Source organism: Thalassolituus sp. UBA2009 (assembly GCF_002335285.1).
In the GTDB taxonomy this organism is placed as follows: Bacteria; Pseudomonadota; Gammaproteobacteria; order Pseudomonadales; family Oceanobacteraceae; genus Venatoribacter; species Venatoribacter alkanivorans.
Genome location: NZ_DDCJ01000061.1, coordinates 393 through 23,454, shown reverse-complemented (window position 1 = coordinate 23,454; position 23,062 = coordinate 393). Strand labels below are relative to the sequence as shown.

23 protein-coding genes and 1 riboswitch are annotated in these 23,062 nt (G+C 53.1%); of the genes, 8 read left to right on the top strand and 15 right to left on the bottom strand.

Annotation, left to right across the window (positions count from 1 at the left end; translation table 11 throughout):
• The first annotated feature begins 156 nt into the window (after positions 1 to 156).
• From cmoA to yghU, 5 genes are all read left to right on the top strand, one after another.
• On the top strand, positions 157 to 909 hold the full coding sequence (cmoA, locus tag B3P58_RS06980; protein WP_286716624.1) for a carboxy-S-adenosyl-L-methionine synthase CmoA: 753 nt from the start codon (positions 157 to 159) through the stop codon (positions 907 to 909).
• The gene (gene cmoB / locus B3P58_RS06975; protein WP_286716623.1) at positions 909 to 1,910 is read left to right on the top strand and encodes a tRNA 5-methoxyuridine(34)/uridine 5-oxyacetic acid(34) synthase CmoB; all 1,002 of its coding nucleotides are present in this window, start codon (positions 909 to 911) and stop codon (positions 1,908 to 1,910) included. The genes cmoA and cmoB overlap by 1 nt, the downstream gene beginning before the upstream one ends.
• A 226-nt stretch (positions 1,911 to 2,136) precedes the next feature.
• Positions 2,137 to 3,159 carry a hypothetical protein gene (locus B3P58_RS06970; protein WP_286716622.1) on the top strand — a complete coding sequence of 341 codons (1,023 nt, stop codon included), beginning with the start codon at positions 2,137 to 2,139 and terminating at the stop codon, positions 3,157 to 3,159.
• A 459-nt stretch (positions 3,160 to 3,618) separates the two neighbouring features.
• Positions 3,619 to 4,692, top strand: coding sequence for a 3-deoxy-7-phosphoheptulonate synthase (locus B3P58_RS06965; protein WP_286716621.1), 1,074 nt, complete (start codon positions 3,619 to 3,621; stop codon positions 4,690 to 4,692).
• Between the two features lie 112 nt (positions 4,693 to 4,804).
• Entirely contained in the window at positions 4,805 to 5,665 is an 861-nt protein-coding gene (yghU, locus tag B3P58_RS06960) for a glutathione-dependent disulfide-bond oxidoreductase (RefSeq protein ID WP_286716620.1), read from the top strand.
• Positions 5,666 to 5,729: 64 nt separating this feature from the next.
• Here the strand turns inward: yghU and B3P58_RS06955 are convergent, their stop codons facing one another.
• Together B3P58_RS06955 and B3P58_RS06950 are read right to left on the bottom strand one after the other, a co-directional pair.
• The gene (locus B3P58_RS06955; protein ID WP_286716619.1) at positions 5,730 to 6,218 is read right to left on the bottom strand and encodes a CreA family protein; all 489 of its coding nucleotides are present in this window, start codon (positions 6,216 to 6,218) and stop codon (positions 5,730 to 5,732) included.
• A gap of 66 nt (positions 6,219 to 6,284) precedes the next feature.
• Entirely contained in the window at positions 6,285 to 6,821 is a 537-nt protein-coding gene (locus B3P58_RS06950) for a hypothetical protein (RefSeq protein WP_286716618.1), read from the bottom strand.
• A gap of 249 nt (positions 6,822 to 7,070) precedes the next feature.
• On the opposite strand from B3P58_RS06950, the gene B3P58_RS06945 reads away from it, so the two are divergent.
• The 3 genes from B3P58_RS06945 (at position 7,071) to B3P58_RS06935 (ending at position 12,503) form a co-directional block, all read left to right on the top strand.
• Positions 7,071 to 8,900, top strand: a complete 1,830-nt coding sequence (locus B3P58_RS06945) for a DUF3592 domain-containing protein (protein WP_286716617.1) — start codon at positions 7,071 to 7,073, stop codon at positions 8,898 to 8,900.
• Between the two features lie 74 nt (positions 8,901 to 8,974).
• On the top strand, positions 8,975 to 10,852 hold the full coding sequence (locus B3P58_RS06940; protein WP_286716615.1) for a transporter substrate-binding domain-containing protein: 1,878 nt from the start codon (positions 8,975 to 8,977) through the stop codon (positions 10,850 to 10,852).
• A 208-nt stretch (positions 10,853 to 11,060) separates the two neighbouring features.
• Positions 11,061 to 12,503, top strand: a complete 1,443-nt coding sequence (locus B3P58_RS06935) for a DEAD/DEAH box helicase (protein WP_145469613.1) — start codon at positions 11,061 to 11,063, stop codon at positions 12,501 to 12,503.
• Between the two features lie 113 nt (positions 12,504 to 12,616).
• On the opposite strand, the gene B3P58_RS06930 is transcribed toward B3P58_RS06935, so the two are convergent.
• The 13 genes from B3P58_RS06930 to rimK form a co-directional block, all read right to left on the bottom strand.
• Positions 12,617 to 13,063 (bottom strand): hypothetical protein, encoded by a 447-nt coding sequence (locus B3P58_RS06930; RefSeq protein WP_286716613.1) that lies wholly within the window; start codon positions 13,061 to 13,063, stop codon positions 12,617 to 12,619.
• Positions 13,064 to 13,609: 546 nt separating this feature from the next.
• Positions 13,610 to 13,936 carry a hypothetical protein gene (locus B3P58_RS06925; RefSeq protein WP_145469611.1) on the bottom strand — a complete coding sequence of 109 codons (327 nt, stop codon included), beginning with the start codon at positions 13,934 to 13,936 and terminating at the stop codon, positions 13,610 to 13,612.
• A 395-nt stretch (positions 13,937 to 14,331) separates the two neighbouring features.
• A complete protein-coding gene (locus B3P58_RS06920; RefSeq protein ID WP_225692294.1) occupies positions 14,332 to 14,931 on the bottom strand; it encodes a pentapeptide repeat-containing protein in 600 nt (199 codons plus the stop codon).
• Between the two features lie 146 nt (positions 14,932 to 15,077).
• Positions 15,078 to 15,410: a hypothetical protein gene (locus B3P58_RS06915; RefSeq protein WP_286716609.1), complete on the bottom strand. Its 333-nt coding sequence runs from the start codon at positions 15,408 to 15,410 to the stop codon at positions 15,078 to 15,080.
• A complete protein-coding gene (locus tag B3P58_RS06910) occupies positions 15,410 to 16,210 on the bottom strand; it encodes a TatD family hydrolase (protein ID WP_286716607.1) in 801 nt (266 codons plus the stop codon). The genes B3P58_RS06915 and B3P58_RS06910 overlap by 1 nt, the downstream gene beginning before the upstream one ends.
• 97 nt (positions 16,211 to 16,307) lie before the next feature.
• Positions 16,308 to 16,943, bottom strand: a complete 636-nt coding sequence (catB, locus tag B3P58_RS06905) for a type B chloramphenicol O-acetyltransferase (RefSeq protein ID WP_286716606.1) — start codon at positions 16,941 to 16,943, stop codon at positions 16,308 to 16,310.
• A gap of 124 nt (positions 16,944 to 17,067) precedes the next feature.
• Positions 17,068 to 17,826 carry a hypothetical protein gene (locus tag B3P58_RS06900; RefSeq protein ID WP_286716605.1) on the bottom strand — a complete coding sequence of 253 codons (759 nt, stop codon included), beginning with the start codon at positions 17,824 to 17,826 and terminating at the stop codon, positions 17,068 to 17,070.
• A gap of 402 nt (positions 17,827 to 18,228) precedes the next feature.
• Entirely contained in the window at positions 18,229 to 18,804 is a 576-nt protein-coding gene (locus B3P58_RS06895; protein ID WP_286716604.1) for a lysophospholipid acyltransferase family protein, read from the bottom strand.
• A gap of 166 nt (positions 18,805 to 18,970) precedes the next feature.
• The gene (locus tag B3P58_RS06890) at positions 18,971 to 19,381 is read right to left on the bottom strand and encodes a cupin domain-containing protein (RefSeq protein WP_286716603.1); all 411 of its coding nucleotides are present in this window, start codon (positions 19,379 to 19,381) and stop codon (positions 18,971 to 18,973) included.
• Positions 19,382 to 19,392: 11 nt separating this feature from the next.
• Complete coding sequence (locus B3P58_RS06885) at positions 19,393 to 19,791, bottom strand: VOC family protein (RefSeq protein WP_286716602.1); 399 nt, start codon at positions 19,789 to 19,791, stop codon at positions 19,393 to 19,395.
• Positions 19,792 to 19,922: 131 nt separating this feature from the next.
• The gene (locus B3P58_RS06880; protein ID WP_230331540.1) at positions 19,923 to 20,396 is read right to left on the bottom strand and encodes a 6,7-dimethyl-8-ribityllumazine synthase; all 474 of its coding nucleotides are present in this window, start codon (positions 20,394 to 20,396) and stop codon (positions 19,923 to 19,925) included.
• A gap of 88 nt (positions 20,397 to 20,484) precedes the next feature.
• Positions 20,485 to 20,642, bottom strand: a riboswitch (FMN riboswitch).
• A gap of 117 nt (positions 20,643 to 20,759) precedes the next feature.
• Positions 20,760 to 21,785 (bottom strand): succinylglutamate desuccinylase/aspartoacylase family protein, encoded by a 1,026-nt coding sequence (locus B3P58_RS06875; RefSeq protein ID WP_145469601.1) that lies wholly within the window; start codon positions 21,783 to 21,785, stop codon positions 20,760 to 20,762.
• Positions 21,786 to 21,823: 38 nt separating this feature from the next.
• Positions 21,824 to 22,726 (bottom strand): 30S ribosomal protein S6--L-glutamate ligase, encoded by a 903-nt coding sequence (gene rimK / locus B3P58_RS06870; protein WP_230331541.1) that lies wholly within the window; start codon positions 22,724 to 22,726, stop codon positions 21,824 to 21,826.
• Between the last annotated feature and the right edge of the window lie 336 nt (positions 22,727 to 23,062).

The window sequence follows — 23,062 nt, the reverse complement described above, 5'->3', positions numbered from 1 at the left end:
TACTGATTATTTAATAGTTTTATCAGTAAATAGTATGGGGTCGCTGGGTATTATCAGACTCGGGCGGCCTTACAGGCGCGAATGGCGGCCAGTGCTGGCCGCTCCGGTGTCCATCCGTTAGAATGCGCCCCCTGCACAGAATCTGGTCAGTTTGCCATGTCCGACTTCGATCAACAGCCCGATACCATCTTTAATACCCCGCAGCAGAAGGTCGCCAGTTTTACCTTCGACAGCGCGGTCGCGCGTGTCTTTCCGGACATGATCAAACGCTCCGTGCCGGGCTATGCCGAAACCGTGGCAATGTCCGGCATTATTGCCGGCCGTTATGCGCAGCCGGGTTCCAGTCTGTACGATCTGGGCTGTTCGCTGGGGGCGGTTACTCTGGCGATGCGTCATGGTGTGCAGGCGGCGGGTGAACGCGCCGCGGGCTGCCGGATTATCGGTCTGGATAATTCGGCCTCGATGATTGAGCGTGCCGAGCATTATGTGGCGCTGGACGAAGGTCAGGTACCGGTCACCATGGCCTGTGCCGATATTCTTGAATACCCGCTGGAAAATGCATCGGTCACGGCGCTGAATTTTGTGCTGCAGTTTATTGCCCCCGAACAGCGCCTGACCTTGCTGAGCAGAATTGCCGATGCGACCTTGCCGGGCGGGGCGCTGATTCTGTCGGAGAAACTCTGCTTCGCTGCCGAAGAGCAGTTGCTGCAGGACGAACTGCATCTCGACTTTAAACGCGCCAATGGTTATTCCGATCTGGAAATTGCCCAGAAACGCAGCGCGATTGAAAACGTACTGATTCCGGAAACGGAACAGACGCATATTGAGCGTCTGAAAGCCGCCGGCTTCCGTCAGGTTATCCGCTGGTATCAGTGTTTTAATTTTGTGTCCTTTTTAGCGGTTAAATAATGACAGAGCGTGACGATATTCTGCACTGGTTTGATGATGTTCTGGCCTTTATGCGTGAAGGTAAGCTGGCGCCCTGGGCTGAGGTTTTACCGCGTCAGCTGGAACTGGTGCTGCAGGAAAAAGAACACGGTGATCAGCAGCGCTGGTTACATGCCCTGCAACAGCTACCTGTTATTGAGCAGGTACAGGCTGATTTAAATCGCCATGATATTGCCCTCAGCAGCGATGCCATTACTAGCGCTCAGCAGGAACAATTACAGCAGGCGCTGGAAGGGCTGATTCCCTGGCGTAAAGGGCCGTTTCAGTTTTTTGGCACACACATCGATACCGAATGGCGCTCCGACTGGAAGTGGGAGCGGGTGGCTCCGCATCTGGCGCCGCTGGATGGCCGGGTGGTACTGGATGTTGGCTGTGGTTCCGGTTACCACATCTGGCGCATGCTGGGTGCCGGTGCTTACCGCGTCATTGGTGTTGATCCATCGCGTTTATTCCTGATGCAGTTTCAGGCGTATAAACGCTATCTTCAGGCTGCAGGTCACAGTGCCCGCGCCGATTTATTACCGCTGAAAATGGAAGACGTGCCGGGCAATTTAAAAGCCTTTGATACGGTGTTCTCCATGGGCGTGCTGTATCACCGAAAATCGCCGGTCGATCATCTGCAGGAATTAAAAGACGCACTGCGCCCCGGTGGTGAGCTGGTGCTGGAGACGCTGGTGATTGACGGTGCGCTGGGCGAAGTATTAATGCCGGAAGACCGTTACGCCATGATGCGCAACGTGTGGTTTATTCCCAGCACCGAAACCCTGCTGCTCTGGTGTCGCCGCGTCGGCTTTAAAAACGCAAGAGTGGTGGATCTGAACCAGACCTCGCTGGATGAGCAGCGCACCACCGACTGGATGCATTTCAACTCGCTGGCGGATTTTCTCGATCCGCAGGACCGCAATAAAACCGCCGAAGGTTATCCGGCACCATTACGGGCGGTGATTATTGCCGAAGCCTGATCTTTACTGAGCAGGCAATAAATAGTGTAATCAGCATTGTTTTGAAAAATCCCGGCAATAGCCGGGATTTTTATATTTTGTACCGTCTTTCTGATGCCGGGCAGGGAATGCAGCGGTCATTCAGCCGCCATGCAGCGGTCATACAGAGACGAGTGCTTATTCTGCCCCATTTTGTCCGTGCACTTCCTGAGCTGCCGGCGGCACAACGATAAAAGGATTATTTATCATGTTATTGCTATTAAAAGACCTGTTCTGGCGCGACCAGTTCAGTGGTGAAAAAACCGCTGTTCTTGACGGACGCATCGACCGTGACCGCTATATGCTGGCGTTTTTTATTCTGTTCGCGATACAGGGTGCATTGCATGCCGGTGGCGCTTATGTCTTCCCGGATTCTGGTTATGCGTTTAACGGTCCTTATTCCGACTACGTTGAGCTGATGTGGGTTTTCTTCTCCATTAATATTCTGGTTGATCCGCTGTGGCTGGTGCTGAGTGTCATTCTGGCCTGCCGTATGTTTGGTCGCTGGCTGATGGTGCCGGTTGGCTTGCTGAATTACGGTTTGCTGTCGATGGTGCCTTATATGTCGAATATCAACATGAACAGCTCGCCATCAGGAGTGATGATGTTCTCCATTATGGGGATCAGCGCAGGCTGGTTGCTGTTTCATATTTATGTACTGTTCCGCCCGGCGCTGAGCGTCAGCCAGCCACAGCATCCGTTGCTGCGTATGAATCCGCGCTATGCGGCTGAAGAGCAGCTCAACAGTATTCAGTTTTTCTGGCGCTGTACGGTGCTGGGTGTGGTGGCAGCGCTGCTGCTGATTGCGGGAGCTGTGTCGCTGTTTGGTTACAGCAATGGTTATGGTTATTCGTCGTCACGTCAGGAACAGCTGCTGGTCTGGTTTGCTCTGGTGCTGATTGTGAGTGTGATTGTTGCGTTCTGGTTTCTGGTTCAGCGCCTGCGCAATATGGGCTGGAATCCGCTGAAGACCATCCTTCTGGCCATGCTGTTACCGGGTTTGTTCTTTGGTCTGCAGCTGTTTTTCTACTTCAACGATTACTACGACAACCCGATACTGCTGGCGGTCTTCTACCTGTTGCTGCCCTGGGTACGCTTGGCGCTGGCGGTGTTTAACAGCTTTATCATCGTCTTACCTGCGCCAGAAAACGCCAGCCCGGCATATGCCGGAACGGATACCGGAGCTGACGCCGGGCCTGAAGGTGATGCGCAGCAACCGGTTGCCGGATAAATGGCCTTGTTTCACAAAATTGTCATGTATGAAACGCGCTGCGGGGTTGAAATGTATGCCTTTCAGCGTAGTATTGAGCGCTATGAATACTGATTCCCGCGTCCTGAACATGCTTTCTGCCCATGCTGCTTCTGCAGCAGGCAGCGCTGTATCTGCTGTTCAGAACGTTAATTATTGGTGGTTTGGTTATGGCTATTTTAGCCAGGAGCCGGGCCGCGCTTAATTTGCATCATGCAGTTAAGGCAGTCCGGTGAGAACCGACTGCCACCGGAAAACCCCGATTGGCAGTCCGCCTTTCGGGGTTTTTTGTTATTGGCTTGGCAGAATTAAGGAATATGTCATGAAAGTTCAGTCCGCTGTTTGTTTGTTGCATCAGTACCGCCGATTTAGTCGCGGCCGCTATTGGCCGCACTTCTGATTCGCAGGAAATACGCTGACAAATACATTGAGGACTGCACCATGAACGTACAAACACAGAGCAAGCAACCAACAGAAACACAAACCGCCGATCAACAGGCAAGCAATGACCCGGCGGTGCGTCCGTTGCGTACACCGCGCCAGCTCAAGGCTGACCTGCCGCTTAACGAAGCGCTGGCGTTGCAGATTGACCAGCAGCGTCAGCAGATCCGCGATCTGCTCAACGGCAACGATGACCGTCTGCTGATCGTCACCGGCCCCTGTTCCATTCACGATGAAGCGGCGGTACTGGATTACGGCCGCCGCCTGGCCGCGCTGAACGAGCAGCTGAGCGACCGCCTGCTGATTGTGTTGCGCGCCTACGTGGAAAAACCCCGTACCAGCATCGGCTGGAAAGGGCTGGCCTACGATCCGGAGCGTAACGGCAAAGGCGATATGGCGCTGGGGCTGGAACGCTCGCGCGGCATTATGCTGCAACTGGCGGAGCTGGGTTTGCCGCTGGCCACCGAAGCACTGAATCCGCTGGTGATGCGCTACCTCGATGATCTGGTGAGCTGGACTGCCATCGGTGCACGCACCGCCGAATCGCAGACCCACCGTGAAATGGTCAGCCATCTGCCAATGCCTGTCGGCATTAAAAACAGCACCGATGGTTCGGCCGCCAATGCCGTGAATGCGATGATTTCTGCGCGTCACAGCCACCATACGCTGGGCGTGGATGTGGATGGTCAGATGGCCATGCTCGACACACCGGGAAACCCGGACACGCATCTGGTACTGCGCGGCGGCCGTGGCATTACCAATTACGACTCCAGCTCAATTGCGTCTGCTCTGGCGGAGCTGGAAAAAGGCAACTGCCACGCCAAAGTGCTGGTGGATTGCAGTCACGATAATGCCTGCAAGCAGCATGAGCGTCAGGTGGCGATTGCGCAGGAAGTGGTGGCTCAGCGGGCTGCAGGCAACCGCGGTATTTTGGGTTTAATGCTGGAAAGTTTCATTCAGGCCGGACGCCAGAACGATGAAGGTGAGCTGCAGTACGGCCAGTCAATTACCGATGCCTGTATCGGCTGGGATGAAACCGAAAGCTTGTTGCGCGGCTTGCACGCTGCACTTTAAGGTTGCAACTCAGTGTGCCGTAATCCGTTATAAAACGGCCGTTTGCGGCCGTGGCCTTGGTCTGCGGAAAGGGTACACTTGAGGCTATCTGTTCATCCGCAAGGGGAGCCTCATGACTGAAACAACTTACATCCCGCCTAAAGTCTGGCAATGGCAGGCGGGGAATGGCGGTAAATTCGCCAATATTAACCGTCCGGTTGCCGGCCCGACTCACGACAAAGAATTGCCGGTCGGCAAGCACCCGTTGCAGTTGTATTCGCTGGCGACGCCGAACGGTGTGAAAGTAACTATTTTGCTGGAAGAGCTGCTGGCTGCCGGAATCAGCGCCGCTGAATATGACGCCTGGCTGATTAATATTATGGAAGGCGATCAGTTTGGCTCAGGTTTTGTTGAGGTTAACCCTAATTCCAAAATTCCGGCGCTGATGGATCACAGTGTTAATCCACCGCAGCGTTTATTTGAATCGGGCTCCATCCTGATGTATCTGGCAGAAAAATTTAATGCCTTTATTCCGGCGGATGCCGCAGGCCGTGCTGAATGTTTTAACTGGTTATTTTGGCAGATGGGCAGCGCGCCGATTTTAGGTGGTGGCTTTGGTCATTTTTATGCGTACGCGCCGGAAAAATATCAGTATCCGATTGACCGCTATACCATGGAAATCAAGCGCCAGCTCGATGTATTAAACCGTCATCTGGCGGATAAAGAGTTTATCTGTGGTGATGAATACAGTATCGCTGATATGGCCATCTGGTCCTGGTATGGCGTGCTGGTGCGTGGCGGCTTATACGACGCCGCAGAATTTATAGAAGCACACACCTACACCCATGTTCTGCGCTGGGCCAATACCATTGCTGATCGTCCGGCTGTGCAGCGTGGCCGTATGGTTAACCGTACCTGGGGGGAACCGCACGAACAGTTGCATGAACGGCATGATGCCAGTGACTTTTTGCTTAAAACTGCGGACAAGGTATAAGCCAACGTCTGAGTTTTGAACGAAAAAGGTCCGTCAATGACGGGCCTTTTTTATTGTGTATGCCTTATTTCTGTGCCGGTTGCAGTGCATTGTTGTACGCCTGAGTTCCCCACAGGGGCACTGTCGATAAACTGTGTTTAAAACTGCCGGATGTTTCTTTGGTGGCATAAGACAGATACATCAGGGTCTGGCTTTCGGCGTCGTAAATACGGCGGATTTTCATATTTTTAAAGAAAATACTTTTTGATTTTTTAAACACCACATCGCCGGATTTACTTTTATCGATCTGGGCAATCATGGCAGCGGTAATTTCACCGGTCTGACGGCAGGAAATGGCACTGTCGCTGGGATCGGAAAAACTCAGGTCAGCTTCAATTGACGCAACATGGCAGGTAACGCCGGGAACCAGCGGGTCGGTCATAACATTCAGTTTGATGTCTTTGAGGGTAAATAAACCCAGTGAAACATCGCCAACTTCATCATTGCTGCAGGCACTGAGCAGGCCAGCCAGGCAGACGGCTGCAAGGGTCAGGGCCGTTTTAGGTTGTTTCATGAAAATACTCCGATGGTCAGATAATCAGTTGCGGTTACCCACTTACAGTCTGCGGGCGGGTGCGGTTCAGGCGTGCGGCTGCCGGGTTTTGCGCAGGCTGACATAGCGGATAGTCAATGCCAGCGCACCGCTCAGATACAGTGCGGCGAGTGTCCATTTTAAGGTGGCGCTGAAACCGGCAATCATAACCCAGGGATCGCTGGGGGTACTGAGCAGATTAAACCAGGGTTCATGAATGCTGTTTTCAACAACATCCAGAACCGACATCAGCACGGCAGGCCACAGCAGCAGATTCCAGCGTGCGGATAATGCATTCAGATCAAGCAGCCAGCTGGTCAGGGATAGTGCCAGCAATCCGTACCATAGCGGGTGCATATGGTCATAGGCGAAGTGTTGCTGCAGGGCATTTAACTGAGCATCGCTGATGCTGTGCAGCAGCACGGTAAATGCATCTGCCTGATAGCAGAACTGAAAACGGAACAGTAAGGCCTCGGCACCACCCTGTTGCAGAGTATGGGCAATCATACTTTGGGAAACGATATAAATAACCGCCATTGCAATAACAATCAGCGGGTGAGCCAGCCAGCGGCGTACGGCATTCATAGTACAGTTCCTTGTGTGTTATCTGTTGTCCAGCCTGCCACAGTTCTGCGCGTTGTAAAACTGCGGGGTTATGCTCTGTTATCGGTAGCGCTTTACCCGGTGCGGCGCTGCATGAAGGATTCCCGGGGGCTTTTCTTTCAGGCTGTGATCTGGCTCGCACTGATGATAAGAAAATCAGATTCTGCGTTGCAGCTTGTTGCTGACTGTCTCATCATACCGGGCATTTAATTATAGAGTCAGGGAATACCTATGCCGGCTTCATCGAACATCCGCAGTAAAGGCGGAGAATCCCCAGAGAAAAGTAAATCCGGAAAAAGCGTCGGTATGATGCTGTTTGGTTTTATTTTTTTTGCAGCAGGCTTTGCCGTTGCCGCTTTTACTGTGGGCAGTAATCTGCTGCGTTATTACGAAACAGAAGACTGGGCCCGCGTACCGGCCACTATTACCAGCCTGGATTTGCGTACACATCACGGTGATGACAGCGTGACCTGGAGTGTAGAAGCGCACTATCAATACCAGTTTAATGGCCGCACCTATTACAGCGACAGCGTGGCCTTAACCGGTGGCTCTGACAATATCGGCGATTTCTGGCAGGTGCTTTATTCGCGTCTTAAATCGGAGCAGCAGCGTAACCAGGTGCATGCCTATGTTAATCCTGCCGACCCGCAGGAGGCCTATCTCGACCGAACCCTGCGTATGGGGCTGATGGTGTTTGGTGGCATATTCGGTGCGGTATTTATGGCAGTGGGCGGCGCCGTTATGTTTATGGGCGGCCGCAGCAGCAATGTCAGCGATCAGGCAGATCGTGCGCGTGAAGGAATTCCCAGTGATCAGCGCGGCAGTTATAAAATTCTACTGTTTATTGGCTGTCTGTTTGTCCTGATATCTGCGCCACTGTTGTTCATTATTGTTGATGCCCTGCAGGATGGTGAGCCGGAGGTTTTGCTTGGGCTGATTTTCCCGCTGGTGGGAAGTGGTGCAATTTATGCCGCACTGCGTATGCGTAAGCGCTATCTGCAGATTGGTCAGACTCTTTTTTATCCTGATCCTTTACCCGGAAATGCCGGCGGACAGGTTGGTGGATATTTTCATCTGGCCAGCGGTGAGTGGGTTACGTCACCACAGGTGCGGTTAACCTGTGTGCATATCTACAGCACCGGTAGCGGCAAAGAGAGTAAGACCCATCACGATGTTATATGGCAGAGCAAAGGCCGTGCGCACTGTGAGCCGAATAACAGTGGCTGTAATGTGCATGCCCTGTTTGATGTGCCGGCTGATTTACCGGGCAGTGGCTCACCGTCTGGTTACCGGGGGCGTATTCAATGGAATCTTCATTGTGACGGTATTGTCAGTGTGCCGGTTGCAGCGGCACGTAATCCGCGGGTGGATAACAGCCGGGCGATGCGTGACAGCAATCGTCTGCAGGTAGAGTTCGAACGCAGCTGGAGCATTCCGGTAGAAAAAGGTCAGCAGACATCATCATTTCAGATGCCGGCAGAAGAGCAGGAAGCCTGGAATCAACAGCAGCGGGAAGACGCGCACACCAGCGCCGCTGCGCAGATTGCTATGACAGCCGCAGGCAGTGGCCTGCATCTTGAGAGTGCTGCCGGACGGCATACCGGTATGGCGCTTGGGCTTTTGGTATTCGGCCTGATATTTGATTGTGTCGGCGTCTTTCTGTTCTTTATGGCGGCACAGGGTGAACTGATGCTGTGGCTGATGGCTCCGGTATTTTTGCTGGTCGGCCTGCTGGTCACCTGGCTGGGCGTATTCTGGTTGGGGCGTGGCCTGGAAGCCGATGTTGAGCCGGGCAGAGTGCGTGTGGTGCGGCGTTTATTCGGTATCGCCTTATATCAGCGCAGTGCTGAGATTAATGCCGCCAGCCCGCTGACTCTGGATATGGGGATGTCGTCCAGCAATCAGAACGGTATCAGCACCGAGTATTTTTCTCTGCAGGTTGAAGCCGGCGGTAAAAAAATCAAACTGGCCGAAGGCATTGAAGGACGTGAAGCCGCCGAAGCATTAAAAGAGAAAGTCAGGGCAGTGCTGACCCGTGAACTGGACAGTGAGCTGATCTGAAGGCAGAAATATACGATTGGTTTATGCTGAATAACAGATAAACAGACACCCGGGGCACGGGCAGGGAGACGCAGATGCACTGGCAGGATAAAACGGACAACCCTTATCCGCTGTCGGCAGCGGCTTTGCAGTTCCGCCTGATTGTCGCGGTGGTGCTGGTTACGCTGATCACCGCCGCGGTTGCCCTGAGTCTGCATTACTATTTCAGCCGTGCCATGGTGCTGGATTCTGCCATGGCGCGTTATCAGCAAACCGTCAGTGCGACCCGCGACTACCTCAGAAACCTCGATAACAATGCGCTGCAAACCACCCGGGCGCTGGCACAATATCCACAATTAGTAGAGGGACAATGGGTTAACCGCGCAACTCCGCAGTTATTTGCCGAAGTAATGCGTAATAATCCGGTGCTGTACGCCATTTATATCGGGTTTGAGAATGGTGATGTCTACGAACTGGTAAACCTTAACAGCAGCGATGCTGTACGACGTCAGCTGAAAGCCGCGCCCAGCGACCGCTGGGTAGTCATTACGGTTACAGGGAAAGGAGATCAGCGTCGTCGCCGCTTCGAATTTTACGACCTGCATATGCAGCAAACGTTTGCCCGCGATGAAGCCAGTGACTACAACGCCAGCCAGCGTCTTTGGTATACCAGCGCCCAAAGCGGCAGTGTGAATAAAACCCAGCCATATTTATTTCAGCATCTGCAGGCGCCGGGGCAGAGTTACAGCACACGCATTGCTGGCGGGCAGGCTGTACTGGCGGTAGATATTGCCTTTTCTACCCTTGCCGCCCACTTGCGCAGCCAGCCATTGAGTCTGGATGGTGAAATATATCTCTACCAGCAGAGTGGCGAAATTATTGCCAGTAATGCCGAACGCTGGAATGAAGACCGCCTGCCTCCCGCCGACCCCTTTACGCTCAGCGAAGCACAGACCCGCTATATCGACAGCCTGGGGCTTTTGCGTATTTCCAATGAAACCGACTGGCCGCCGATTGATTTTGCCGTATCAGCCGAGCCGCGTGGTTACAGCATTGATTTATTACGCTTAATTGCGCAAATGACCGGCCTGAATATCGAATTTGTAAATGGTTATGCCTGGCCGGAATTAATGGAATTATTCCGTCGTAAAGAGCTGGAAATTCTGCAACCGGTATTAAGTCGTCAGCAATTACCCGGCGTAATGACCCAATCATTTCTGCAGTTACCCTACGCCGTAGTGCAACGGCCGGAAGACGCTGAAATTAATGATTTGCAGCAACTGAACGGTAAAATACTGGCCATTCCTGCCGGCTGGAGCGTCATTAATGTTATCCGCAATAATTACCCACAGATCACTTTGCTGGATATTGCCAATACGCGGGAAGCACTGGAAGCGGTAAAACAGGGCAGAGCAGATGCGGCGCTGGATATGGAACTTATTCTGCGTAAAACCGCCGACCAGTATTTTATAAACGGACTGCGTTTCAGCCAACAGATTGGCGGATTGGAGCTATTGCCTCAGGGGCTTAAATTGCTGCTGCAGGAAGATCTGCACCCATTAGCGGCGATACTGGATCAGGTGCTGGCCGCTATCCGTCCACAAACCTGGCAATTTTTACAGGATAAATGGCTGGCCGGAGAAGACGCCAGCCGCAACGCTGTACCCGCAGTAGTGCCTTATCCCCAGCTTCTCAGTATGACCCGCCATAATGCGTTGCAGAATCGTCTGGAAAAAACCACGATTAACGGCGCTGAGTACTATATTTTCGCCTCCTCTTTTGAGCATGCACAAAGCACGCGTGAGCATTTTGCCTTTGTTATATCTGCACAGCGTTTGTTTGCCGGCAGCAGCCGCGAAGTATGGTGGTCGGTGCTGATTATTGCCGCCGTCTGGCTGCTGTTGATACCACCGGTTCTGCTGCTTTTAGTACTGCGGCCGTTACGCCATTTTGGCTCTGACAACCACGGGTAAGACCGGCAGCCGTTATTACGCAGCGCTACATTTCCATACCGGGCTTTTCTGGACTCACCCTGTTAATTCCAGTACAGTCCGCCCCCTCTCAAAGGCCGGGTGAACACCTGTTGACCTGCCTTGCCGGGCGACTGCCCGGATGGACGCGGCTGCTGACACCGCGCCATTTCTCCTTGCAATGTCAGCTCTCAGAGCAGATCACGCACTCATGACCCAATTTTCCGAACTCGGCTTAGCCGATGCCATCCTGAAAGCCGTTGCTGATCAGGGTTACACCACGCCATCTCCGGTACAGGCCCAGGCCATTCCCGCCGTACTGGCTGGCCGCGATGTAATGGCCGCCGCCCAGACCGGCACCGGTAAAACCGCCGGTTTTACCCTGCCAATGCTGCACAAACTGCAGCAGGGCGAACGCGCCAGCGCCAACCGCTGCCGCGCGCTGGTATTAACACCCACCCGTGAGCTGGCTGCTCAGGTAGGTGAAAACGTTGCTGATTACAGCAAATACCTGAATATCCGCTCCGCCGTTGTATTCGGTGGGGTCAGCATTAATCCGCAAATGATTGCCCTGCGCCGTGGGGTGGACGTACTGGTGGCCTGTCCGGGTCGTTTGCTCGACCTGTACCAGCAGAAAGCCATTCGTTTTGACGAAGTGGAATTTCTGGTGCTGGACGAAGCCGACCGTATGCTCGATATGGGCTTTATTCACGACATCAAAAAAATCCTCGCACTGCTGCCGAAAAACCGCCAGAACCTGATGTTCTCGGCCACTTTCTCTAACGAGATCCGAACCCTTGCCAAAGGCCTGGTAAACGATCCGGTAGAAATTGACGTCAGCCCACGTAACAGCACCGCCCACACCGTTGAGCAGTGGCTGATTCCGGTCGATAAAAAACGCAAACCGGAAGTGCTCAGCCACCTGCTGAAACAACACGGCTGGAAACAGGTACTGGTATTTACCCGCACCAAACACGGCGCTAACCGTTTAACCACGCACCTGCAGGATCGTGGTATTACCGCCGCTGCAATTCACGGTAATAAAAGTCAGGGTGCCCGTACCCGTGCGCTGGCCGAATTTAAAAGCGGCGATATTGCCGTATTAGTGGCGACCGACATTGCCGCCCGTGGTCTGGATATCGAACAATTACCGCACGTAATCAACTTCGAATTGCCTAACGTTGCCGCCGATTACGTACACCGTATTGGCCGTACCGGACGTGCCGGTGCCAGTGGTGAAGCCATTGCCCTGGTTTGTGCCGAAGAACTGGAAGACCTCGAAGGCATTGAAGGCTTAATCGGCAAAAGTATTGAACGCCGTGTGCAGGAAGGTTTTGAGCCTAATACCCCGCTGCCGGTGTCGCGCCCTAAATCTCCGCGTAAACCGAAAAAAGCCAAGCAACCTAAAGGCTTTAAAGATACCTTCGACCGCGAGCCGCGCGCTCCGCGTCCGGCCGGTAGCGGTCGCTCTAACGGCAATGGCGGTAACGCTGGCCGTTCCGGTTCAGGTCGTTCTGGCTCAGCTCAGAAACAGGGTGAGCAAAAGCAGGGTGAACAGCGCCGTTCATCCGGCAGCAGCGGTAATAACAATGGCGGTAACAGCCGCCCGGCAGGCAGCGCACCGCGTCGTCCACGCCGCCCGGCACAGGGATAAAACCTGCGCCAATAGCGGCTGCTGTTAACGCCGCCTAAAACAAAAACGGGCCTCATCGGAGGCCCGTTTTTTATGCCGATAATAAAGTAAAGAACCTTATTACCTATTCCTGCTTAGCGATCAGTGTTATTGGCGTCTGTTTGCAAGTTGCTTGCAGGTCTGAATGCTAACTCCGGATTGATCAGATAGGCAAAAATAAATCCGATACCGGCGGAGCTAAAAAAAGACAGAATAGGAATGGCGCTGCTGTCTCCGTTTACGAACAGGTAATAGCCGAACCCGGAAATTCCGGTAAAGATTCCGAATGTAATCATGAAAAAAATCATATTGATATACCTGCCGATTTTTTGGTTGGTCGCAGGTGCTGGCAGCGGAATAATCTTACTGAAAAGAGCCAGTATCGCCGGAGCGAACAGACCGAAGAATACCCCAGGAAGAACTGACATATGCTCTGTGTTAAGGATAATGTTGCTGCTGAATATCGTGATTCCCTGAATCAGGCCTGCAACAGTCCCGGCAGCAAGACCAAGCCAGTCACCGGGTAAAAAGCGGATCTTCATAGTTACACCTTTTGTTTTAAGTGAGATAAGTCGTGAAGGGGGAGCTCTGTCTTTATTGCTATGAACCGGGGCTCAGAAGGTCGCGCATTAGGTGATCTGAATTCAGGTCTTTTACGGCAGAGGTTGCTGTAGTCGGTCAGTTAGTTCCTGATTGAGACGCAGAGTCTCAGTTACTCAGAGGCAGGCTCCGCAGAAAGGGTGCAATTTTCAGGATATTGCTGACATAACCACACTAAATATCTGGTGAAGTAATACTTATAGATTCCATTGTCTGGCATGAAATCAATAATTGGCTGTGCAGTGTTTTCATATGTCCGGCTTATCCAGCGGTTATTTATCTCAAGTCTGAGCCAGGCTGCGAGTAAGGGATAAGTGAGGAGCACGCTTATCGCTATGGCTAATATTCCTGCTGTTGCTTTCTGCTTTCCGGATATGGTCAAGGTTTATTGCCTTTTCGTATGCTGTTCGCTGCAGAGCGTTTAAATACGCTCTCTGGTCTTTAATCTCTGATGATAAGAGGTCCTGGAGGACCATGGTTGGTAACTTTTATACACCAGTGAGAGCAGCGAAAAATCCAATGATCAGAAGAGCAGATCCGGACAATAATAAGCGCCTGGCAATGATGGCCTTTTTGAAGTCAGACCTTCCACGCTCTTTTACTTCCGGGCTTTCAGAACTTTCATAGCCCTGATTCAGTACCCAGCTGAACATTCCCAGTGTTTTTCCAAGATCAATAAATGACGATCCCTCCGGAGATCCCAGTTTCGTCCACTGCGCCTGATCTTGCTCTTTTAGTGACTGAGTAAGGCCCTCAAAATTAATTGAGAGTAATCCGGCAATAAGAAGAAAAGATCCGATTAAAATGAATAACATATCATTGTCCTCTGATTTCTTTCATGCTTGCTTACACCAGACACGCTGCCGCCCATCCTTATATACGCAGACAGGAATAGCGTGGCTTTATCATTCGGGATTGTTAGCGGGGAGGGCGGTTGTTCTCGGTCGTTCTGACTGTGTTGTATTAACGATATAGCGGCATCCCTGCTGTGGTTCGAGAGTACTGAAGTTCAGGCTTTGATTCAATAATTGATAGAGATGGTACAAGTGGCAACAGACGACAGGGAGCGCTCTGTCTGGCGCTTAGGTTGGTTCAAGTGCTACTCAACGGAGCCGAGCATTGGCATAGAATAGATTACAGAAACCACTACGCGCAGCGGCAATATCTGAGTCGCTGATGACCGCACACCTTCACACAAGCCGCCAAAACATTAATCCACCAGATTAATACCCAGACTCTCCAGCAGATTTAACGCCTCATAGCGACTGAAGGTCGCATTGCTCAGATTATTATCCAGCACATCGATATTAAAATTAACCGATTCACTCAGGTCTGCACCGCTTAAATTGGTGCGGCCAAACAGGCTGTGGGTAAAGTCGCAGTAGGTGAGGTGGGCGTTGTTCAGCTGGGTTTCGCGCAGGTCAACATCGTGTGCTTTGCACTCTTCCATAACCACTTCATGCAGGTTCAGTCCGAGGAAGGAGGAGTCGTTCAGTATGCACTGGTAAAACTTCAGTTCAGGGTGAAACTGGTAGTTGGACCATTGGGCACGGGTCCAGTCGATACCAACCATTTTGCACTCGCGGAAGGTTGTTTCGGCAAAACGGCTTTGCGGAATTTTAATCAGGCTCAGATTGCAGCGGGTAAAGCGGCAGTTAATAAACTTACAGCCTTTAAATACGCTGTGCGATAAGTCGCAGTCGCTGAATTCACATTCTTCAAACTCGGTATTGTCGATCTGGTTGTCGGTGATATCGAGTTTAGTGAAGTGTTCTTCAAAATACTGGCTGGCGCTGGTCAGGCTGATCACGGCACTCTCCGCTGCAATTTCTTAAGATGGTAAAGCAGAAGCAGAGCGTCTGCACGGTTGCGGTTATGAATACCCTGTTGCAGCCAGGGTAACGGTTATTCTGCATTTTGTGCTTGTTACCGCCGTGAATATCAGAGCAAGTCCTGTCATTGACGGGGATCATTCAGTTCAACCAGCAGCCAGGCAACGTAGGCAATAAAGGTGGTCGGAAAATACAGAATACGTGAATACCAGTAACCTGCGTCTTCACCTAAAAAAGTGTATACCGGCACGACGGTCAGCATAGCGGTAACAAAGGCAATATAAATAAAGCGTGGTGCATGCCAGCGCAGGTTGGTGAAAGGGTATTTATTGTAGCTAAAAGTCCAGCGCGCCCACAGTCGTGAGCTGGCATAAACAAAGACCCCGAAGGCCAGCAACCAGAGCCAGTCGCTGGCACCGAGTTCACTGAGCTGGCAATCGGGCAGGCAGCTGAACATTAAAAGAACTCGCGCAGGGAATTCTGGTAAGTCTGCGCTAACACCTCTTCAACACTCAGGCCTTTGACGCCGGCAATTTTTTCGGCAATAAAAGGCAGATATTTCGGAGCATTTTCCATTCCGCGGAACGGAATCGGCGTGAGGAAAGGTGCGTCGGTTTCCAGCAATAAATTGCTCAGTGGTGTGGCGGCAACCACTGCGCGTACATTGTCGGCTTTATTAAAGGTAACAATGCCGTTAATGCCGAGGCAAAAGCCCAGTTCTACGGCCAGCTGTGCCAGTTCCATGCCGGAGGTAAAGCTGTGCACCACACCTTTGCGTTTCATCTGCGGGGCGTATTCACGCAGAATGGCCATGGTGTCTTCGTCGGCTTCGCGGGTATGAATAACAACGGGTAATCCGCATTCCACCGCCAGTTGCAGCTGGCGGGAAAATACCTGACGCTGCACTGTACGGTCACAGTGGTCGTAATAATAATCGAGACCAATTTCGCCGACGGCGACCACTTTTTCGTGGATGGCATGGGTGCGGATATAGCCTTCGGCGGCGTCATCAAACAGCGCGGCTTCGTGCGGGTGTACACCCAGTGTGGCGTACAGGTCAGCGTGAGCTTCGGCCAGCGCCAGTGCCTTGGGCATATTGTCCGGCTCAACACTGATGGTCATAAAGCGTTCCACGCCAATGGCGCGGGCGGCACTGAGAATATCGTCGGCACTGCCTTCTTTCAGATAATCGAGGTGAAAGTGGGTTTCGATAATGGGCAGGCCGTAGGCCGGAATATCACGACGCTTTTTACTCATAATGGTTCTTTCTGATCTCAGCGGTAGCAGACAGGGCGGCGCAGAATTATAACGCGCTTAAGCGCTGATTTCTGCAGCGGCCCGTTTTTGTCCGTATTCAGGGTTTTATATGTTGCTGCCAGTGTTGATAGAGCGCAGCAATGTCTGCGGAACAGAGCAGCTCCATACAGGCGCTGAGTTGTTCATCCGGCCAGTGCCACCAGGCCATTTCCTGCAACAGGGCAATATGCTCGTCACTGAAGCGCGAGCGGATAACCCGCGCCGGGTTAGAGCCGACAACGGCATAGGCCGGAACGTCGCGGGTAACCACCGCCCGGCTGGCAATAATGGCGCCGTTGCCGACGGTAATGCCCGGCATAATCATGGCTTCTGAGCCGATCCATACATCATGGCCGATGCAGGTGTCGCCAGCGCAGCTGAAGCCATCTTTACTGGCAGCAAAGGCTGGGTGCTGCTGGTAGAAAAAGGGGAAGGTGCTGATCCAGTCACTGCGGTGCCCCTGATTACCCGCCATCATAAAAACGGCGCCGGAACCAATAGAGCAATAATTACCGATAATGAGTTTATCAACATCGTCGCGGTCGGGTGCCAGGTAGCGGGCGCAGTCATCAAAACTGTGGCCATGGTAATAACCGGAATAATAACTGTGGCGGCCAACAATAATATTGGGGTTGGTTATCTGTTCGCTCAGGGGTTTACCGGCAAAGGGGGAGTCGAAATAATTTCCGGTCATGGGGTTGTACCTGATCTGTCATCAGACCGCATGATAAAACCTTTTGGCGAGGGGCTCACGGTTTAGTGTGTTTCAGGTCTGTTGCCATTGCAGCAGACCTGAAAAGACAGGCACGGAGGCGCCGTCAGTTGAATAAACGACGCAGCTGTTCGCCGATAGCGGCTTTGGCGTTGTTCATTAATGGTGAGCCGTGGGCGGCGAGCAGATGGTCAAAATCCAGATTCATCAGGCGGTTAAAATCTGCTTCCAGAGTCTGGCCTTTCGGTGTTACGCGTTTCAGCCACGGCTTGCCGATATTCAGCCCCGGTTTAAAACCCATAACGCGCAATGCCAGACGGCTGAACAGGCTGGTGTAATTCCAGTTATCCAGATATTGCAGTGAATCGGTGGTCAGCAGGCATTTGTGCTTGGTCAGCAGTAAAGCCGCTTCCGGGTATTTGGCGTTATCAAAGATAAACAGCTCAGCGTGCGGGAAAGGCATGGCCAGACCGGTTTTCAGATGCACGTTTGCGCGTGGGGTTTTGTAGGTGCTTTGGCCAGGCTGGCACCAGAAACGCGCCTGATATTTATCGACGTAGTACTGATCATCCAGTCCATGAAAATCGCCGAGGCGGAACACATGGGTTACGCGGCCAAGTTTTTCCAGTTTGCGTTCTTCCGTCTCGTTCAGCCGAACCGGGTTGATCAGGGTCAGCTCGTGGCGATTACGGATGATCACCATATTACGGTTCATGCTCATGCCCGGGCCAACGCGGATGCTGCCCTGCACCCAGAAAATATCCCAGAAGAGTTGTTCGATTTTACCGTGTGGATAAGCCGGGGCGTAGCTCTGGCTTTGCGCCGCCGCTGCGGGCGACAGCTCTGAATTCAGTATGGCAGTCATGGCGTTCTTCCTGCGTTTATAGGTATGCGTGTGAAAATGGTCGGCACAGACAACGGCCGCAGAGAGATATTAACGGGAATTAACGGCAAAACATTACGCAATGTGACAATTTTTGTCACATCGAGCTGAAAGTGTGACGAATTTTGTCAGGATGCTGGGCTCAGCAGGTCAGGATGAGAATCTGTGTTGGTTTTTGTCCTGTCAGGACACGACGGACATCAATCCGGAATGTGACAGAAGAGCCCAGAAAAAGAGCCCAGAAAAGAGCTCAGAAAAATGAGCCGGGAAAATAGCAACGCAAGAAAAATAAACAGAGGAGGCAAGACAGGCGGTAGTCAAAACTGCAGTACGGATGCCAGAAAGCGCAGGCGGTTGCGCTGCGCTTTGCCGTTGGGCAGTAAATTACTGTCCGGCTTTTTTCCCGCTCATGGGTGCGTAGACCGCCTGAATAGCCTGCATATCGGCGTCGATGTCGCCTGTGGTGTGGAACACGCCGGCAATGCCGCCGGTTTTGTTCGGATAGTCGAGAAATCCCATCAGCACCGGCACGCCGGCATTATGGGCAATATGATAAAAGCCGGTTTTCCAGTAGGTTACTTTGGCGCGCGTACCTTCCGGCGGTACGATCAGGAACAGCTGCTCGTTGCTGCTAATAGCATCAACCGAAGCCTGCACCATGTTGTTGGCTTTGGAGCGGTCAACGGGAATGCCACCCATCCACATCATCAGGCCGCGGAATGGCGGTTTGAAAATCTGCTCTTTACCCATCCAGTAAATTTTCACGCGGAAGACAAAAGCGATCATCAGCATAAAGGGCAGATCCCAGTTGCTGGTGTGCGGCGCAGCGATCATCACGCATTTTTTTAAATCCGGCGGGATATGGCCCACGCTTTTCCAGCCGGCGAGCTTCAGAAAAGCAATGGAACCCCAGCGCAGCAGGGTTTTCAGAATGGGGGTATCGAACATGGTACGGTGCATAACAGGCCCTAGTAAAAGGGCAGGCGTACGGACGATGCCGGATAAGACAGCAGGTCCGGAGACTCCGGCCCCGATCAGTGAGGCGCAGATCATAGCGGATTTGTTGAGGGCCGACACTGAGATAAATCAGCCTGTCTGGCCCCTCACACCCGGCGAGGTCGCCCGTTCAGAGCGCAGGTGGTTCTGCGCCCTGATGGTGACGGGTGTTTTCGCCAGGGGTGATAAACAGCAGGCGGGTAGCTTCAGAAGTGGTTGCGGTATGCCAGATGCCTTGCGGAATCAGTACATAGTCTCCGGCGGTTGCCAGCGCTACCTGCTGCTGACCGTCGCCGGTCAGCAGGGTGAAGGTGGCACTGCCGCTCAGCAGTATCACGGTTTCATCGCCGGCCGGATGAATCTCCCAGCTGTTCCAGGGACCGGAAAACTCATACTGAGCAACCAGTGAGCACTGCCGGAACTGATTAAAATCGCGGTCGAGGGCGGCGTACATGCCCTCGTTAACCGCGACCCGGCTGGCACGCTGCTGGCCATCCAGCACAACGAATTCATCGGCAATCTGTGCTTTGCGGATGTCCATAAGGTTTGTCCTCAGCTGTTCTGTGCTTCCATATACATCAGCTCCCAGGTGTGGCCATCCGGATCTTCAAAGGACAGGCCGTACATGGGTCCCTGATCCTGGCCGGGCCGGGAAATACGTCCGCCATTGTCTTCGGCCGCCTGGCCGATGGTATCGACTTCGGTGCGGCTGCTGCAGCTCAGGCACAGCAACACTTCGCTGCTGGTATGGGCATCGCACAGACTCTTGGAAGTGAACTGCGAATAGAATTCCGGCTTCAGCAGCATGGCGAAAATGTTGTCGGCAATGACGACGCAGATGGCCACTTCATTGCTGTACTGCTCGTTAATGCTGAAGCCCAGTGCGGTAAAAAACTGGCGCGAACGCTGGATGTCGCTGACGGAGAGATTCACAAAAATCTGACGGCTCATGGCGCTTCTCTTGTTCTTGTTATGGATGAGAACGCTATTGTTAGCAGATTTTTGCGCCAGAAAAAATCCACAACCGGAATCGTTTTTCTGGCTGGCGGCCGCTGCCGTGCAGAACGGCCGCCGGGAGTGGCTTACGCCAGGGCTTTGGCGCTGGCTGTTAAACGCATGGCCTGATCGGCGGCGTTAGCCAGTTCTTGCCCTTTAATCACAAAATGGCGGGCATAGTAGTTTTTATGCTCGTCGTGCTCGTGGAAGTTGTGCGGGGTCAGTACCGCGGTAAGCACCGGTACTTCGGTTTCCAGTTGCACCTGCATCAGGCCATTACAGACGGCGGCGGCAACGAAGTCGTGGCGGTAAATACCACCGTCGACCACCAGAGCGCTGGCGGCAATGGCGCTGTAGCGCCCGCTCTTGGCCAGCAGTTTGGCCTGCAGGGGAATTTCGTAGGCGCCGGGAGCGGCAATCACATCAATATTGCTGATGTCGTAACCACGGCTGGCGAGTTCGTCTTTAAAACCATCCAGACACTTGAGCACGATGTCGGTGTGCCAGGAAGCGTGAATAAAGGCGATGCGTTGTTGCTGAGGATTAAAAGTGTTGTTCATTGGCTCTGATTCTTCTTTAAATGCTGATTAGAATCAGGGCGAACGGGCAGACAAAAGCACTGACAGAGGCGGGCCTCTGTGCTGTCTGACACGCTCTCTCTTATCCGGACTATACCGTCGGCTCCGGAGTTACACCGGATCTGCTGACCTTACTGGCAGTTAAACCGCCGGCAAGCGCTCGCGGGCTTCAGCGCAATAAACGCTGTTACCGCCGGTGGGGAATTTCACCCCGCCCCGAGAACGATGCGCTCTCAGCAGGCTGAGACCGCGGCGGCAATATAGGGAGTTTGGCGGGAAGAGTCAAAGGCAGCGGGCGCAACGCATTGTTGCGCCCGTGCGGCTTTTGATTTGTCTGAGCGTGCATCAGCTCAGGGCTTCGTCCGGCAGCAGATCCTGCAGCTGTTCGATACCTTCGACCACATCATCAGGCTGATGGAAGTAGGCCACGTGGTACATGGCTTCACCTTCCTGCACCAGCGGGATATTGGTTTTGCCAATAATAATACCTTCGTAACGCGAGCGGACTTCGTCCAGCACAGTGCCGTACGGGTCGCGGATGGTGGCGAGTAATTCCTGCTTCTGTACGCGGTCACCGAGTTCTTTATGGTGCTGCACAAAGCCGCTGTCGGTAGCGCGTTCCCAGGCACTGGTACGCGCCGTGACCGGCTCCAGCACATGGGATTTTTTCGCCCGGCTGCGCGGCAGCATACCGAGGTGGCGCATCACGTTAATGGTGCCGCGTTCACCGGCACGGATGCACAGCTCGTCGTAGCGAAGGGCTTCGCCGGCTTCGTACAGCAGAATACGCACGCCGTGGTCGGCGGCGGCTTCACGCAGCGAGCCATCGCGCAGGTTGGAATTCAGCAGTACCGGAACACCAAAGGCGCTGGCCATGGCAGCGGTTTCTTCGTCGTCGAGGTTGGCGCGGATCTGCGGCAGGTTAGAGCGGTGGATAGCGCCGGTATGAAAGTCGATGCCGTAATCGCATTTACTGACGATTTCTTCGAGAAACATGTTCGCCATGCGCGCCGCCAGCGAGCCTTTTTTACTACCGGGAAAAGAGCGGTTTAAATCGCGGCGGTCGGGCAGATAACGGCTGTGGTTGATCACGCCATAAACATTGACGATCGGCACCGCAATTAACGTACCGCGCAGGCTGTTGAGTTTGCGTGAATTAATCAGACGCTGAATGATCTCGATGCCATTCAGCTCGTCGCCGTGAATGGCGGCACTGATAAATAAAGTGGGGCCGGGGCGTTTACCTCGTTTAACAAAGACCGGCATGGAGACGGAATTGTCGGTGTATAAACGCCCGACCGGTAATTCGATTTTCTGGCTTTCGCCGGGAGCGATGCTGATCCCGGCAATTTCAATACTACGCTTTGGCATGCTTTCCCTGATCGTTATGTATTAATTCAGTCCGCGCATTAACCCTGACCGCGGGTTTTGGTGCTGGTGCGGGCTGATTTTTCCAGAAACTGGAACACCATGCCGGCAACGTCTTTACCGGTGGCGGTTTCAATGCCTTCGAGGCCGGGAGAGGAGTTTACTTCCATCACCACCGGACCATTGTTGGAGCGCAGAATATCCACACCGCACATATTCAGGCCCATGGCTTTGGCGGCGTCGATGGCGGTTTTACGTTCAGCCGCTGATAAACGTACGATTTCGGCACTGCCGCCACGGTGCAGGTTGGAGCGGAATTCACCTTCGGCCGCCTGACGTTTCATCGCCGCAACAACTTTACCGCCGACCACTAAACAGCGGATATCGGCACCGCCGGCTTCCTTAATAAATTCCTGCACCAGAATGTTGGCGTTCAGACCCATAAAGGCTTCGATGATGCTTTCGGCGGCTTTTTTGGTATCGGCCAGTACCACGCCAATGCCCTGGGTGCCTTCCAGCAGTTTGATCACCAGCGGCGCGCCGCCGACGTTTTTGATCAGGTCTTCAACGTTATCCGGACGATGGGCAAAACCGGTACGCGGCAGGCCAATACCTTTACGTGACAGCAATTGCAGCGAACGCAGTTTATCGCGCGAGCGGCTGATGGCGACGGATTCGTTAATGGAATAGGTGCCCATCATTTCAAACTGACGCACCACCGCCGTACCGTAGAAAGTAACGGAGGCGCCGATACGCGGAATCACCGCATCGTACTGCGGCAGGGCGTCACCTTTGTAACGCACCGTCGGCTTGTTACTGGTGATATCCATATAGCAGTGCAGGGTGTCGATAATATCGACCTCATGCCCACGTTGCTCCCCCGCTTCTTTCAGACGACGGGTCGAATAAAGATTAGGATTACGGGAAAGAATGGCGATACGCATAGCGGCTTCCGGAAGCTGAAAATAAAGCGCTTAGTCTGCGCTGACGGATGGCAAATGTCATCATAGGCAGAAAAAGATAGTTACAGACAGGGCAGAGACCATTGTTGTCCCACAGCCTGGAGTGTCACTCCATAATTGACGACTGTTTTTCAACCTGAAACGCCTTTCCGGGGCAAGCCCCTGGCCCCCTGCAAGGAGAGGTATCTCCTTACGATCCTCTCTTTTCGGCGCGTCCGGCTTTATCCAGCCAACTGCAATGATTATGCGGCACGCAAAACAATTCGCCCCGGAACGACGCTTTAAAACACCAAGCATTTGTATCGTTCCGGGGCAGGG